This is a genomic window from Shewanella piezotolerans WP3 (assembly GCF_000014885.1).
GTDB lineage: Bacteria > Pseudomonadota > Gammaproteobacteria > Enterobacterales > Shewanellaceae > Shewanella > Shewanella piezotolerans.
In genome coordinates this window covers 446,014-462,703 of record NC_011566.1, presented here as the reverse complement: position 1 = coordinate 462,703, position 16,690 = coordinate 446,014, and the positions used below count along the sequence as shown (strand labels likewise).

Here is a 16,690-nt window from a genome sequence, read left to right as displayed (position 1 = left end):
AACCGCTCTAATGAGCGGTTTTTTATTTTACTATTACCTAATCTTTAAAAATCGTAACGTACTGACGCTCTCACATAACGAGGCTGCTGGAAGCTATCCGTATATCCATAACGCTCGTTCTTCGCACCACTATCAAACTCATACTGCTCATCAACACCCTTTGCACCGTCAAAGTTGAAGAGGTTGAACACATTAAGTTTAAAGTTAAGCAATCCTGCATCAGCCATATCAAGTGTGTATGAAAGGTTTAAATCGATATTGTAAATCCAGTCTGTACGACCCATGCTACCGCGTGGTGCAGCTTCTCCATCAGCATAAAATGATGAAGCACCATACCAGTCTCGGCCGTAGCAACGTCCTACGATTTCAACAGCTGTGACACAATAGCCTTGATCTTCAGGATGCACACCGAACGCATTGATTGGGCGACCTGATTGTAAGTAAGAGTTGAAACCGACGCTGAAGTCTTCTGTAATATTATAAACACCGTATAACTTAAAGTTATGGCGTCTATCATTTGGCAGGTAACCTTCACCATTATCCATTAACTCAGGGTAATCAAAAGAGGTAGTCCAACCTGGATCGGCCTGCTCATTATCAGAACGAACTAAACCTTCTGTATTACCTTCACTTTTAGACCAAGTGTAAGAGCCGTTTAGCACGAAATCTTCGGTTACATTACCTGAGAAGTTAAGCTCAACCGCTTTATAGGTACGAGTTGCCTCTGGGAAACCCATTTGGTCAGAGTTTACGTTTACCGTTTCTTTAACGCCATCACCATCGACATCATAATAGATCTCAGTGCCAATACCTGGGTTTGTTAAAGTAGGGAACCAGCCACCAACAAAGTAATCTTCAGCGCTTGTCTCACCGTTTCCAGCATGCCAAGTGTTTGCGTCATAGTTCTCTTTAATCCATTGGTTCATACCGTAGTTAAACGATACATCTTCAATAGATTGCTTTAGGTCTCGGTAAACACCACGGATACCAACAGCCCAGTCGTCATTAATTTGCTGCTGATAACCTAATGCAAACTCATCAGAATACATTGAGCCCGCTTTATTATTGAACAATTGGTCAGCATCAGGTACTGAGCCATCAGCAACAATACGACGATCAATTTCATTACCTAAGATCGGTGAACCATCAGCATTGACGCCATTAAGGTGGCTTACAATATGAGAGTCATATGCAGACGAAGCCATTCTTAAATTTGTATTTGGCGAAACAGGTTGGAAGTAACGGCCATATGATGCATAAATCTTGCTTTCACCGTTACCTAGCACATCCCAAGTTGCGCCGAGTCTTGGTGCATATTGACCGTCAAGGTCAACGTATTTATCACCAGAGCCTGTGGTATTACTAAATTCACTGTAGCGAACACCCGCATTGATCGTCACAGTATCCGTGACGGCCCAGGTATCAGAGATATAAAACGCAGTATGAACATTCTCTGTAGCACTTTGCTTGCCCCAAATACGTAGATCTGCATACTCAGTACCTTCAGCTAGACCGTAGGAGTTATCTGCACCTGCAGCATAGTACTCATACCAACCATCGCCATGAGGAGTATAGATATCAGCAATCTCTAATCGTTCATAATCATAACCACCACGTAAGGTATGGTCACCAATAACCCAATCAAGATCAATACGGTAAGTTATACGCTTATCTTCAGTTTCCGATGAACCGTAACCAACCCAATCACCTAAACGTTCATAGCTACCAGAACGATAATCTTCATAAGTAGATTGATCTAATGTACCAGAGTTGTCTTTTGTCGACTGAGTGATCTCGCCATACATCGCTGATAATGTAATATCATCAGTTAGATAACCTGTATATTGCGCATTCCAACCGATACCGCCATAGGTAGACTCAGTTAGACCAATTGCATCACCTCTATTGCCGTCTTCATCACGGCTATATTGTGTGCTTGAGTAATCGCCTTCATTACTAAATGCCATCATCCCTAAGGAATGATCATCGGTAATATACCAATCCAATTTAGTAAACCAACGATTTGTATCCCACTCTTTATCTCTTACTGTTGTTTCACCTGCGCTGGTAGACTCTTCAACATTTGGATTCCATAAAGCATAGAAAAACAGTTTGTCTTCAACAATCGCACCTGAAGCCCACATGTTATACTCAGTTTCTTCCCAGTAGCCATCTTCAACTTCTTCGATGCTGCCATCATTTTTTACACGAAGATCTGGCTCAGCCAATGAATCAGGGGCATATTCGGCTTTTGCACCGAACTTCCACTCATTATCACCGGATTTAGAAACTAAGTTAACAACACCACCGATAAAGCGACCGTATTCAGCTGATACACCACCGGTTTGCACCTCGGTTTGCGCCATCGCTTCCCATGGAAGGTCGATATCACCCATTCCTTTTCTTAAGTCGGTGATGTTCAACCCATTTAAGTAGTAGCCATTTTCAGCAACAGATGAACCGCCAATAGCAACTCCGCCAAAGCCATCATCTCCAGCAACAGAGCCAGGGGTCAACAATGCAATTGCCGTCGAGTCCAGTTCAACGGGTAGCTGATTAAGTTCTTTAATCGAGATAACTTGGGAGGTGGTTGTGCTACTTGTGTCAACTCTGCTAATTCGCGCACCATTTACTGCGATTCGCTCTACGTCAGCATTTTCAGCATCAAGTGCGACGTCGAATGTCAGTGCATTACCTACTGTGATTTCAATGTGTTGTTCTTGTACTTGATAGAAACCATTCTTCATAATGGTCACTGTGTACTTACCAATCGGGAGGCCTTTTAATGAGAAGTTACCGTTAGCTCCAGTAGTCGTCTCTTTTACAATCCCTTTAGATTCATGTTTGATAGTCACTGTAGCATTGCTAGCATCACCACCAACATCTGTTGTTATGTGTCCCTTTATGACACCAAAACCGTCCGCAGCAATTACCGCAGGAGCAGTCATCATTAACACCGAAGTAACTGCTAAAGCTGCCAGTGTTTTCCTCGCAGTCAAACGCTTTAAAGCACTATTTCCGTTCATAGCTAATTTCCCTTTATTCCTATAGTTTTTATGCAAATTCCATTTATTATTTGAATGCCGTTTTAAAACGACTTGGCTTGCTAGGAAGATGCAACAAGACATTAACATCATACGGAAGTCGTATACAATCTACTTTATCCCGCAAGAAGTTAATCAAGAATTATTATCAACATGAATTAATTGCATGATTGACAGCGGGAAAACTCAATAGAAGTAGGAGTTTACAGGGTAAAAAACAGGCAATTGGATATTTAAAAGTTCCACCCCTTATGAGAACAAATGAATATAATATACAAGATTTAGTTATAAAAAGATGAGGAGCCGTTGTTCTGAAGGAGGGGTTGATCCATAAAAAAGACCAGTAGCGATCGCTACTGGTCTCAATAATGACCATCTATGTATTAGGCTAAAGCCCCTAACTAAAATTCATAACGTGCCACGAAAGAGACAAAACGTGCCTCTTGTCTATCGGTTGTTAGCCCATAATCAGGGTTGAAATCACCATTACCTTGCGTACGCTCTTCATTGATATTAGTTGCTGTATCTGAATTAAATACATTATAAACAGTTGCTTTAACACTAAACTGGTTATCAAATATCTCAGCCAAATAGGTTAGCGATAGATCTAAGTTCGTTACCCAAGGAAGATTACCTTGTGAGCCACGTGGAGTTGGGTTGCCATCTTCATCATAGAAACTCTCCGCACCATAATACTTACTCACACACGCATCCCAAGGGTTACCAGCCGCACAACTGTCAATGCCTTCGGGGTGTCTACCAAATGCATTTTGCGGACGTCCTGAACTTAGGCTACCTACAAAACCAAAAATCAAATCTTCGGTAATATTGTATGCACCATTCAGCTTAAATACATGAGTATGATCGTTTGGTAAGTCGCCATAGCTATGGTCCATCAAGTCACCATAATCGTATGAAGTTGTCCAACCGGGATCAGCTTGATTGTTATCAGTTTTAACTAGCCCTTCGGTATTGCCCCAGTTATGGGACAACGTATAGGAGGAGTTAATCCGTAGGTCATCAGTAACATTGCCATCAAGTGTTAGCTCAAGCGCCAAATAATGACGTTGCATTGATTTTAAGGCGAGCTCTTCGGCCGTCAAATTAACATTGTCAACCTGGCCGTCACCATCGAAGTCATAAGACAAGACAGTGTTTGAGCCAGGATTATGTAATACATAGTAACTTCCTTGGCCTACATTATCCTCAATACCCAGCTCTTCGAGTTTTTTGGCCAAAATTGGCGCCATATCAGTATCTTCTGCGCCACGACCTAGGTCGCGCCAAATCACCCGAGCGCCTGCAGACATTGTCTCAAAGACTTCTTGCTGATAACCAAGGGTAAACTCATCGGAAAACATAGGCTTAAGATTTGCTGATGCAATCAATCCAGGCTCAGTGATCCCAACTTGCCTTACACGGGTATCTCTAAACGTGTCACCACGGCTTGGTGAGCCATCGGCGGTAATCACAGGGTAGCCATTTACATCAAGCTCATTAAGCGCGTAGTACTCAAAATCTTCTTTTTGAGAACCGCCCTGTTTGATATTCATATTCACTGAAACGGGCTGAAAGTAGCGACCATAAGTGGCATACACTTTAGCGGTCCCATCACCGTGGATATCATAAATTGCTTGTAAACGTGGTGCAATTTCATTATCAAAATCAACAAATGCACGGCCATCAGATACCGTATTCTTGAAGTTATTAATTCTCACACCAGCATTAATCACTAAATTATCGGTCGCCTGCCATGAGTCATTTACATAATAAGCTAACTGTTCTACTGAAGATTCATTATTAGAGAAAGTCGAGCGACGGCGGCGCTCAATATAGTCAGTTCCATCAGGTGCATGAGAGATTGAATCCTCTCCAGCAGTTTTCACATACCACCAACCTCTAGCCTCACCAAGACCATTCTGATCTTCAAAGTAATCGACTGAAATCTTGCTATAATCAACACCAAAACTGATTGCGTGATCGTCTAAGTCCCAATTAAAATCGATTCGGGCTTGATCACGAGTGTAATGTTGCTCAACGATGGTTGAATCAGTGTGATTACTTAAATCTACTCTACTGCCTGTACGTCGATCTTGAACAAATGGATCTGTCGAGGCGACATGGCTTTCAACATCCTCTTTGACTTGACCAACAACAGCCGCTACAGAAAAGTTATCTGTGATATAACCAGTATAATTCAAGCTGTATAGCGCACCACCGTCTTCACCTGGCACTGTGAGGCCTTTTCGAACGCCAACCTCATTAGTTTCCCAGTCGTAGACTGACTTCTCTCTGTCCCAGGTACGCTTGTTGTTCATGGCCATAAAGCCAATCGAATGATCTTCAGTCATGTACCAGTCAAGCTTAGCAAACCAACGATCTGACTTGCGCTCTTTTTCACTATAAGTCGATTGACTAGCCCAGCTTTCCTCTTCTCGACTTGGCTCATATAGGCCATAGTAAAACAGCTGATCTTCAATAAGGGCACCACTGAGCCAGACTTTTAACTGTTTATAATCATACTCATCATGCTCGTTATTGTTACTATTGTCTGAATCTGGTGAGCCGTCAGCCTGATAGATGCTATCGTGATTTGATCGCAGAGAACTTGGATCCCATCGACCTTCTACACCAAAATTAAACTCATTATCGCCAGATTTAGATACCGCATTAACAATACCGCCAATTGCGCCACCAAAATCAGGGCTAATCGCACCTGTTTTAATTTGAGTTTCAGCGATGGCTTCCCACGGTAGTCGTAATGACCCCAACCCCGTACGGATTTCAGTCACATTTAAGCCATTTAGAAAATAGGCGTTTTCTGCAGAAGATGAACCACCAAAGCTTGAAGCACCTTTAAAATTGGAACCACCAGCGGCTGCAGTACCTGGAGCAAGTAATGCAATATTTTCAAAGCCAGTGTCAACAGGCATTAAATCCAGCTCATCTTGACCAAATGTAATCCCAGATGTTGAAGATGAGGTATCAATACGACGGATCATCGACCCCGTGACTTGAATACGCTCTACATCGCTTGTGCCCTCAGCAATTAGCTGACCATCTAAAATTACCGGTTGACCAACACTGACTCGAACGCCACTTTCTTTATTGGTAGTGAAACCATCTTTAGTTATGCTGACATCGTACATTCCTACTGGAACGTTACGCAAAAAATAGCTCCCATTGCCATCGGTTTCTACCGTATAGGTAAGGCCTTTTGTTTTATGCTTTAGCGTGATAGTCACATTAGATAAGCTACTACCTCCATTTGATACTACATGACCTTTGACGATACTAGTATCAGCCGCCATCGCCGGAGCTGAAAGCATTAAAGCTGAACCAACTGCTATTGCAGCCAGTGTTTTTCTCGCAGTAAACCGCATTGAAGCGTTATTTCCGTTCATACAAAATTTCCCTTTGTTCCTAGAGTTATTGTGCAAATTCCCTTTATTTTTTGATTGTTGCTGAACAACATTTGAGCTCTGGGGAAATGCCACGGCACACTAACATCGAGAATATACTGCATACAATCCATTTAGGTTTGCTCGGTTTTCGTACGAAAAATTAAAAGAGATTGAATTTGAAAACGGTATTACTTTCGGGGAATTCTTTAGATAGGAATAGGATTGAATAGTTTTATGAAAGGCCCAAATCGGGCGAAAAACAACCAAAAGTACATAGCTAAAAATTCTAAAATAGAACTAATTAGTTTATAAAGGCAGATTTCAAAAAATAGTATAAGTCATTAAAAATAGGAACTTTTATGATAAATAACAGTAGACTTGTTATAAATTACGCTTAGCCAATTGATGCAAAACGCCTTCACGTAGAGCGCCACCAGAAAGGTGTAACTTTTCAATCTTAAGCAGTTCAAATAGTGCCAGCAGTATCGCAACACCAGCTGCAAAGGTAGGAGCTCTCTCAGGTTTCAAGCCGACAATATCCTGCATTGAAGCACTATCCTGATTTAGAATTTCTTGTTTGAGCGTGAGCAATACATCCATGCTGATGATCGTTGACTCACTTCGAGCATTAAGCAGTTCAACAACCGATTGCACACTGCCAGAGGCTCCGACAACACTGTGCCATCCAAGATGCCTAAGCTGTCTTTCATAATCCCCTAACGCTGCTTTGACGCTATTTTTTACTTGGTCAAAGTCGAGAGTTTGAAAAGGAAATTGATTAAAGAAGCGATTATTGAAGGTAACACACCCCATCGCTAGGCTGGTTTTAAGTAGAATATTATCGCCGTCACCAATAATAAATTCGGTACTCGCACCACCAATATCAATCACTAAGCGCCGCCCAGAACCTTCAGTGGTGGCAGCCATGCCTTGATAGATAAGTTGTGCTTCTTCAATGCCTGAAATGATTCTAATTGGATGAGGTAATACTGTAAGAGCTTGCTGACAGAAATCATCGGCATTGCTAATTTTTCTTAAGGTAGCAGTTGCAATGATCTCTACATTGTCTGCAGATACGCCCTCTTTAATGAGCATCTCAGAGAACATTGCGAGGCAATCAATACCTCGCGTCATTGCTGACGGGTTCAGCGACCCATCAGCCTCTATCCCTTCAGCCAAACGCACCTTACGCTTGTATTTGGCAACAATTTTAGGATGGTGGCTAACGGTTTTAGCCACCATCATATTAAAACTATTTGAGCCTAACGTAATGGCGGCATAGCTAGGAGAAGTCATTTACCCGGTATCTCTATTACGAATGTCTACGCGTCTTATCGTGACGACGTGGTGCATTACCACGATGGCCGCCTTGTGGACGAGAGCCACTACGATCGCGAGAATTACGGCTGTGACTGCTTGGTTTGCGATGGATACGTTTTGGCGCAGGGATATCATCAAGCAAAGCTTCACTGTCGTATGATGTCACCGGAATTGAGTGTTGAATATAACTCTCAATAGCTGGCAGGTTCAGCGCATACTCTTCGCAAGCAAAGCTAACCGATACCCCTTTTTGACCAGCTCGACCTGTACGACCGATACGGTGTACATAATCTTCGCAGTCATCTGGCAGGTCATAGTTGTATACATGAGACACATCAGCAATGTGTAATCCACGAGCTGCTACGTCCGTTGCCACTAAAACGTCGATGTCGCCACTGGTAAATTGTTCAAGAATACGTAAACGCTTCTTTTGTGGTACATCACCAGTCAGTAAGCCAACTCGGTGTCCATCACCCTCAAGCCATGACCATACTTTTTCACAGCTATGTTTGGTATTTGAGAAAACAATTGCTTTTTCTGGCCAATCTTCTTCGAGCAAAGACAATAGCAACGGCATCTTCTCTTCCATCGATGGATAGAAGATCTCCTCTTTAATGTTCTTAGAGGTTTTCTCATTCGGCGCGATTTCAACTTTTTCAGGCTCGTTCATATGATCATATGCCAACTCTTGCACTTTCATTGAAAGCGTTGCAGAAAACAGCATATTCAAACGTGATTTAGCATCAGGCATGCGTCTAAACAAGAAACGAATGTCTTTAATAAAACCTAAATCAAACATACGATCCGCTTCATCAAGCACTACCGCTTGAATCGCACTCACGTCAATAACACCTTGGCGAACGTAATCGATGATACGACCTGTAGTACCAATCAAGATATCGATGCCTTTATCAAGCACTTTTCGTTGTGCTTCATAACCTTCACCACCATAAACAATGCCGACTTTAAGGCCGGTATGTTTCGCTAATAGGTTGGCATCTTTAGCAATCTGAATGGCAAGCTCACGTGTTGGCGCCATGATAATGGCTCGTGGCTGATTGATTTTACGCTCAGTAGGAGCAGCTTCAGTCAACAGGTGGTTAAATGTCGCGACTAAAAAAGCTAATGTCTTACCTGTTCCCGTTTGTGCTTGTCCGGCGATATCTTTTTTGGCTAATAAAATCGGCAATGATAACGCTTGGATCGGCGTACAAAACTCAAAACCAACTTCGTTAAGTGCTTGTTGAACTTCTTTATGTAACGGGAAGTCGGCAAACTTTTTTGTAGATAAATGTGTTTCGCTCATAGCGCAGGCTTACCTGTAAAAGGTTGCAATAAGAAACGTGATCGTTTGAAATAACGATATTATTTTTATCGCTGAAAATTGGTACACACTCAGAGAAACGTTTTTCACGATATTTGCAGCATCAGTGACGGAATCACTATTCCCTCTATTTTATGGTGATGCGATGAAATTTTAGCGTGTATTTAGCGTTCTCTTAAGGCGAATTAAATACGTTTTTATGCGTTAGTCATCGTTGACTTAGGCTCACTATGCCTATAAATCATCGTCTTGTCTAAAGCGTTTTTCGATACCCGAGAGTAGCGACTTTATTAAATGATTAACTTTTAGCTTGAAAAGCTATTTTACCGACCCAATATACAGGTTAAGCCATTAACAAACCAGCAATGGCAACCAAACTGGAGAACAACATGAGCGACAAGATTGTATACCTAAGCGACGACAGCTTCGAAAACGACGTAATTAACTCTGAACTGCCAGTTCTGGTTGATTTTTGGGCAGAATGGTGTGGTCCTTGTAAAATGATTGCCCCAATCTTAGATGACGTAGCTGAAGAGTATGCAGGTAAGATCACTGTTGCTAAGTTAAACGTTGACCAAAACAACGTATCACCAGCTAAATATGGTGTTCGTGGCATCCCAACTCTACTACTATTTAAAGCTGGTGAGCTTGCAGCGACTAAAGTTGGTGCTCTTTCAAAGACTCAACTTAAAGAGTTTATTGACGGCCAACTGTAATATACCAACCGGTATAAAGATTTGGTCGCTCAGCGAGAGTTTAGTGGTTTTGAGGCAAGGCTTTGAGTGAAGTACATAGTTATTCTACGTTCAAGCTCATTAACGCAGCATCGGAGCCGCTAACACTCGCCTGTAAGGAGTGTTTTTGGCTTCCTACTTCGGTGTTGGATAAAGGCATAAGGGAGCAACCATTATGGCAATTATCCGCCTTGAATTAGTTCGCAAAAAAACACTCTGAGTAGACCCACTACTTATACCGATTGGTATAACACTTTAGTAGCGCTATAAGCCACTAAAGCAAGTTAGAGTGACCCCCGACACAGCTTCAACAAGAAAATGTGTCGGGTTTAACTAAATTTCTAGACGCCCCGCCAAGTTAGTGCTACTTTAATAACCAAAGCGATTCTAACTAACCCACTTCTCGCTATCCGATCGATATTCAAAAAGTTTTAACCTCATTGATCTAAGATGGCATCGTCACGTAAAAAACAAGACCCACCAAGATGAATTTATCAGAATTAAAAGACACATCGATTTCAGATTTAGTACAACTAGCCCAAGACATGAAGCTCGAAAATATGGCCCGTGCTCGTAAACAGGACATTATTTTCTCGATCTTAAAAGCCCACGCCAAAAGCGGTGAAGATATTTTCGGTGGCGGCGTATTAGAGATCCTACAAGACGGTTTTGGTTTCCTACGTAGCTCTGATGGGTCTTACTTAGCGGGTCCAGATGATATTTATGTATCACCAAGCCAAATTCGCCGCTTTAACATGCGTACAGGTGATACTATCTTCGGCAAGATCCGCCCACCTAAAGATGGTGAGCGTTATTTTGCACTATTGAAAGTGACTGAGGTCAACTTCGATCGTCCAGAAAACTCTCGTAATAAAATCCTTTTTGAAAACTTAACCCCACTGCATGCCGAAGAGCGATTACGCATGGAGCGCGGTAATGGTTCTACAGAAGATATTACCTCACGTATTCTGGATTTATGTTCGCCAGTTGGTAAAGGTCAACGTGGTTTGATTGTTGCGCCTCCAAAAGCAGGTAAAACACTATTACTGCAGAACATGGCGCAAAGCATCACTTACAACAATCCAGACGTTGTATTGATGGTACTGCTAATTGACGAACGTCCTGAAGAAGTTACCGAGATGCAGCGCATGGTTAAAGGTGAAGTTATTGCTTCTACTTTTGACGAGCCAGCAAGCCGTCACGTACAAGTTGCTGAGATGGTGATTGAAAAAGCTAAACGTCTTGTTGAGCATAAGAAAGACGTCGTCATTCTGCTCGACTCGATTACTCGTCTAGCACGTGCCTATAACACTGTTATTCCATCATCGGGTAAAGTTCTTACCGGTGGTGTTGACGCTAACGCACTACACCGTCCTAAGCGCTTCTTCGGTGCAGCTCGTAACATCGAACATGGCGGCAGCCTAACCATTATCGCAACAGCGCTTGTTGATACTGGTTCTAAGATGGACGAAGTGATTTACGAAGAGTTTAAAGGTACAGGTAACCAAGAGTTACACCTGTCGCGTAAAGCCGCTGAAAAGCGTGTATTCCCAGCAATTGATTTCAATCGCTCTGGTACTCGCCGTGAAGAGAAGCTAACCACTCCAGATGAACTTCAAAAAATGTGGATCTTGCGTAAAATCTTGAACCCAATGGATGAAGTGACTGGTATGGAATTCCTAATCGACAAATTGGCAATGACCAAGACTAACGATGAGTTCTTCACTGCGATGAAGCGCGCTAAGACTTAAATCTTAAGCGAGTTAATAAACTAAAAAACCGCACTCGATGCGGTTTTTTTGTGCTTGCAACTTTTTAACTCATTCGAGTATCTTGCGCATAGAGACCCTAACAAAGCCAAAGGATTCATCTTGCTCTTCGCGGCTAATCGACCAGCCCTGCTTATGATAAAAACTAAGTGCTTGTTGATTGCCCTTAAAGGTTTCTAGACGCAAATGCTCATAGCCTGCAGCTTGTTGCATTTTCTCAACTTGTGCTAATAAGTAAGCACCCAAGCTCGCTCCTTGCCACTGAGGACTTATCATCAGTATATGGATGAAGCCCTCTTCTGCGGCGCAGTAACCAACGATAACGCTGTCAACTTCAAGCACAATAATATTGGCAAGATGCTCAACAATCTCTTTGTCGCTGCCACCGCCATTGATAAACCAGTCAACGCCCTCATCACCTAGAAATGAACGATAGCACTTATCTATCGTCTCTCTTGCTAAAGCTTGTACTGTGGTTAAGTCAGCCTGTTCAGCTGGCCTAATAACCTTTACAGGAAGCTTTGCAGAAGTGTCTTTTAAACAGCGATCTTTAGTCCTTGCTAGCCAAGCTTTGCAGTGATCTCTAAGCATGTCTCTAAGCAATAAAACTACAGGCGTAACATGCTCACGTCCGGGGCAAACTAGATATAAATCAGCCTCCTCACCAGCGAACTCAGTGAGCATTGGCACAAGTCGCCCTGCATCAATATCATCCGTTAAATCTAACCAAGACTTATAAACAACACCTTGACCTGCTACTGCCCAGCGCCTGGCGACATCAGCATCATTGCAAGTGCGATTAGAAGTTACCCGCACTTTATGTTTCTGGCCATCACGGCTAAAGAACCATTGGTCATGAGTACGCTCGTCCAACATAAAGAATAAACAGTTATGTTGTTGCAACTGTTCTAATGAGGTCACAGCGCCTACTCGCTCAATATACTCAGGTGAAGCGCATAACACACGGCTAGAATTACAAATTTTAAATGCCACCAGCGATGAATCTTTTGGTTTACCCGATCGTAATGCGACATCAATTTTATCGCGATAAAAGTCTGATAAGTTATCGCCGATATGCAGCCGAAGATTAAGTTCAGGATACTCAGAAAGAAAATCATCCAGCCATGAAAGTACCACATTACGGCCCACATCTGATGGCACTGCTAGGCTGATAGAGCCGGATATTTCAGCAAGGCTCGAAGTAATTGCACGCTGCCCCATATCAAGATCAGCAAGCGCACTCCTGCAATGGATCAGGTAACGCTCGCCAGCATCTGTCAATCTAAGGCTGCGAGTACTGCGGATAAATAGTGAGGTACCAAGCTCTTTTTCTAGCCTTTTAAGGCCCGCGCTCGCTACTGCAGTGGAAATATCAAGCTCCACCGCCGCAGCAGTTAAGCTACCGCAATCGGCAACTCTAACAAAAAGAGTTAAATCATTTAGCTGCATTATTCAACATTCCGCTTATAAATATCATCTGATTATAATTAAATTATAGATAATACCAATCTGTATAATCGAGCGCTAAACTTCATCCACAAAAAAGCCTGCTTATGCAGGCCCTTTCTTAAAGCAAAATTAGCCTCAAACTAATGTCACCGCCATCTTACGTCTTAGATAGGCTATCTGCTGCATGTGCGGCAGATCTTTTGGACAGTTGTCTTGACAGCCCAGCAGCGTCATACAGCCAAAGACACCATCTTGATTTCCTATCACATGGTAAAAATCTTCAAGCTCACGGCCATCTCGGCTATCGAGCTCAAAGCGTGCCAACTTCATCATGCCAACCGCACCGACAAAAGTGTCTCGCATCTGCGCCGTCGCACAGGCTGATACACAAACGCCACACTCTACGCAGCGCTCTAACTCATAAAGCTTAGCGGCTTCTGCAGGATCCATAGGAGCTTCTAAACGATGCACGTCAATGTCATCACTGATAGGGTGTAACCAAAGCTTCAAGCGTTCAGCGAGTTCACGCATAAACTTACCTGTGTTCACCGACAGATCGCCAATCAATTCAAACCCTGGCAATGGCATCAACATGATCTCACCTTTAGGGTATTTACTGGTTAAAGTGCGGCAAGCCAAAGTAGGAAAACCATTGATCACCATTGCGCAGCTACCACAAATACCAGCACGGCAAACAAAGTCGAACTGCAGCGAGGTATCTTGCTCCTCACGCAAACGATTCAGCGCAATAAATACCGTCATTCCCGGTGTTTCCTCGAGCTGGTATTTCACCATTTTTGGCTTATCACCCGGCTCTTGAGGGTCATAACGAAAGATATTAAAGGTTAACATACGGCCTTTTGTGGCTTCTTGGCTCATTGGGCCTCTCCTGCAACTTGCTGTTCTAGCATTTCACTCAAACGTTCATTCTTAGGTGTTAATGACTCTGGCACTTCAAACGGCATAAGTGCACTTTGTCGCTCATGGCGATCGGCACCTTCGCCTAGATCGTCCAAAATATCTGTTATCTGCTGTTCGCGCTTCTCTGTATCTGGGTGGGCGATTGCATTATCAATACCGTAACCACGGTATCCCGGCGGCAACTCCATCTTCATCACGTCAAGCTGCTCGTAATCGAGCTGAGGTGACAATGCCTCAGCATCTGGCCAACTCGCTAATGTACGACTCAGCCAGTCTTTATCGTTGCGTTGAGGGAAATCTTCACGGGCATGTGCTCCGCGGCTCTCTGTGCGAGCAGCAGCCCCTGCAGCAACGGTTAATGCGACTTTGAGCATACGTTTAACTCGCAATGCTTCGACAAGCTCAGGGTTAGCATGACGCTTCTTACATTTAAGCCCTAACGCATTGGCGCGTTTCAATAACGCTTGTAACTCACTCACCGCTTTATCTAACTCTGGGCCATTGCGGAAAATACCCACATAATCCATCATGATGCGCTGCATCTGCTGTTTAAGTTCAAACGGATTTTCACTGCCGTCGCCATCGACTAAGGTGTCGATCTCAGTTTGCACTTTCGCGACAAAAGACTCCGCTAAGCCAGTGTCTATCTCTAACGTGTTCTGCTGACAGAAATCAGCGACATACTTACCGATAATCATGCCGCCGACGACGGTTTCAGCCAATGAATTACCACCAAGACGGTTAAAGCCATGCATATCCCAACATGCAGCCTCACCAACACTAAACAAACCTTTAAGCTGCGGGTTTTGCCCAGTAGCATCGGTGCGAATACCTCCCATTGAATAATGTTGAGTCGGCCTCACAGGGATCCAGTCTTTAGCAGGGTCGATGCCTAAGAAATTCTCACAGATCTCTTTAACTTCACGCAGGTTAGCTTCAACATGCTTACGGCCCAGCAGCGTAATATCAAGCCACAAATGCGGTCCGTAAGGACTATCAACGCCCTTGCCTTTGCGCATATGCTCTGTCATTCGGCGTGAAACCACATCCCGTGAAGCGAGCTCTTTCTTTTCAGGCTCATAGTCCGGCATAAAGCGATGACCATCTTTATCACGTAATAAACCGCCATCACCTCGACAACCTTCTGTCGTTAAAATACCAACAGGCACAATAGCTGTAGGATGGAACTGCACCGCTTCCATATTACCCAGTTTGGCAACACCAGTTTCTAGCGCTAAGGCTTGGCCGATGCCTTCACAGATAATCGCATTGGTAGAGACTTCATATAAGCGGCCATAGCCACCGGTAGCAATGGTAGTCGACTTAGCCACATAAGCGCGCAATTCACCTGTGACCAAACAACGCGCAACCACACCATGACAACGCTTACCGTCATGAATCAGCGACAAAGCTTCCATACGCTCATGCACGGGAATATCCATCGAGATAGCTTTGTTATCAACGGCATACAATAAGGAGTGCCCAGTGCCATCTGCGGTATAGCAAGTACGCCATTTCTTGGTGCCACCAAAGTCACGCGCGTTAATTAGACCATGCGCCGCTTCAGCTTCCTCAATGGTGACTTTCTCGGCATTAACCACCACTTGTCGCGGCCCTTTAGTGACTCGAGTCCAAGGTACTCCCCAATTTGCCAGCTCACGTACCGCTTTGGGTGCACAATGGGCGAACATACGTGCCACATCTTGATCGCAGCCCCAGTCCGATCCCTTGACCGTATCTTGGAAATGCACATCTTCATCATCACCCATGCCTTTGACGGTATTGCCCAGACTTGCTTGCATGCCACCTTGCGCTGCTGCCGAGTGCGACCGTTTGGCAGGAATAAGTGACAACACAACAGTATCTAGCCCGCGCTCTTTAGACGCGATAGCGACTCGTAATCCAGCAAGTCCAGCGCCGATCACTAACGAATCGGTATATATCAGTTTCACACGTGCTCCTTAAGCGGGTGCAGAGTTTATCCAGTTACTTGTTTTGCTCAGCCAGATGGCTAAGCGCTGTTAATCAAATCTATCTATTGCACATTTGCGTAGGGCAAAAATGCCAACAGAGACGCTATTCCCACCACAATGAAAATGACGCTAACAATGCTCTTAATCTTTTTCAGCCGACTACGGCTATTGAGATCTCTAACCGCGCCCCACTTTACAGCGACTCGATACACCCCTATCGCCGCATGCAGTTCAACACAAAGCAGTAGCGGCAGATAAAGTAGCCAAACACCTTGCTGCCAAATCCTAGCGGCGCTACCAAATGGCCCTATGGTTTCAGGTGCTGCGCCTATCAACCACAAATGCACTGGCAGCAATAAGAAAATCACTGCGCCGGTCACTGCTTGCCAAACCCATAAACGGGTATCCCCGTGATTGACCAGATTTAGCTGCTGTTTTAACGCTTTTTGCTGACGAAAATTAAGCGGCATCTTATGTACAGCAACCAACACGTGCAGCAAAGCGATAACCGCAATAGCCATGGCCATGATAGTGACGACCCAAGGGTAGCCATGACCGTCAGCCGATAAGAAACTCAGCTCCATGGTTTTGGCGACCCATGTCATCGCTTCCTCACCGAATAAAATCGATGAGACTAGTAACAAGTGAGTCCACAGAAACACTGCTAACACCACTCCACTTGCGCTTTGGCTGATATCAAGCCAGCCGCTTAGCTTTTCGCGATTTTTTATTATTCTCATTCGCTTCCCTAT

The 16,690-nt window shown here is 43.8% G+C and carries 9 protein-coding genes and 2 pseudogenes; 2 read left to right on the top strand and 9 right to left on the bottom strand.

The features are described from left to right. Positions 1-44 precede the first annotated feature (44 nt). The 4 genes from SWP_RS02015 to rhlB form a co-directional block, all read right to left on the bottom strand. Positions 45-3,026: a TonB-dependent receptor gene (locus SWP_RS02015; protein ID WP_044555564.1), complete on the bottom strand. Its 2,982-nt coding sequence runs from the start codon at positions 3,024-3,026 to the stop codon at positions 45-47. 419 nt (positions 3,027-3,445) lie between these two features. After that, positions 3,446-6,448, bottom strand: a complete 3,003-nt coding sequence (locus SWP_RS02010; protein WP_044555563.1) for a TonB-dependent receptor — start codon at positions 6,446-6,448, stop codon at positions 3,446-3,448. 381 nt (positions 6,449-6,829) lie between these two features. Next, positions 6,830-7,744: a Ppx/GppA phosphatase family protein gene (locus SWP_RS02005; protein ID WP_020910649.1), complete on the bottom strand. Its 915-nt coding sequence runs from the start codon at positions 7,742-7,744 to the stop codon at positions 6,830-6,832. 16 nt (positions 7,745-7,760) lie between these two features. After that, a complete protein-coding gene (gene rhlB, locus SWP_RS02000) occupies positions 7,761-9,074 on the bottom strand; it encodes an ATP-dependent RNA helicase RhlB (RefSeq protein ID WP_020910648.1) in 1,314 nt (437 codons plus the stop codon). 407 nt (positions 9,075-9,481) lie between these two features. On the opposite strand from rhlB, the gene trxA reads away from it, so the two are divergent. Both trxA and rho read left to right on the top strand, forming a co-directional pair. Continuing rightward, positions 9,482-9,808, top strand: a complete 327-nt coding sequence (gene trxA, locus SWP_RS01995; protein ID WP_020910647.1) for a thioredoxin TrxA — start codon at positions 9,482-9,484, stop codon at positions 9,806-9,808. 503 nt (positions 9,809-10,311) lie between these two features. Next, a complete protein-coding gene (gene rho / locus SWP_RS01990) occupies positions 10,312-11,577 on the top strand; it encodes a transcription termination factor Rho (RefSeq protein WP_020910646.1) in 1,266 nt (421 codons plus the stop codon). A 69-nt stretch (positions 11,578-11,646) separates the two neighbouring features. Here rho and SWP_RS24750 read toward each other — a convergent pair. The 5 genes and pseudogenes from SWP_RS24750 to SWP_RS01970 all read right to left on the bottom strand — a co-directional run. Continuing rightward, positions 11,647-11,955 (bottom strand): annotated as a pseudogene (locus SWP_RS24750) (N-acetyltransferase family protein); the annotation flags it as partial. Positions 11,956-12,165: 210 nt separating this feature from the next. Beyond that, positions 12,166-13,044: pseudogene (locus SWP_RS24340) on the bottom strand (LysR family transcriptional regulator); the annotation flags it as partial. A gap of 135 nt (positions 13,045-13,179) precedes the next feature. After that, the gene (locus SWP_RS01980) at positions 13,180-13,923 is read right to left on the bottom strand and encodes a fumarate reductase iron-sulfur subunit (RefSeq protein ID WP_020910644.1); all 744 of its coding nucleotides are present in this window, start codon (positions 13,921-13,923) and stop codon (positions 13,180-13,182) included. Beyond that, entirely contained in the window at positions 13,920-15,917 is a 1,998-nt protein-coding gene (locus SWP_RS01975; protein WP_020910643.1) for a fumarate reductase flavoprotein subunit, read from the bottom strand. Before SWP_RS01975 ends, SWP_RS01980 begins: the two co-directional genes overlap by 4 nt. A gap of 83 nt (positions 15,918-16,000) precedes the next feature. Continuing rightward, positions 16,001-16,678, bottom strand: a complete 678-nt coding sequence (locus SWP_RS01970) for a fumarate reductase cytochrome b subunit (protein ID WP_020910642.1) — start codon at positions 16,676-16,678, stop codon at positions 16,001-16,003. Positions 16,679-16,690 lie beyond the last annotated feature (12 nt).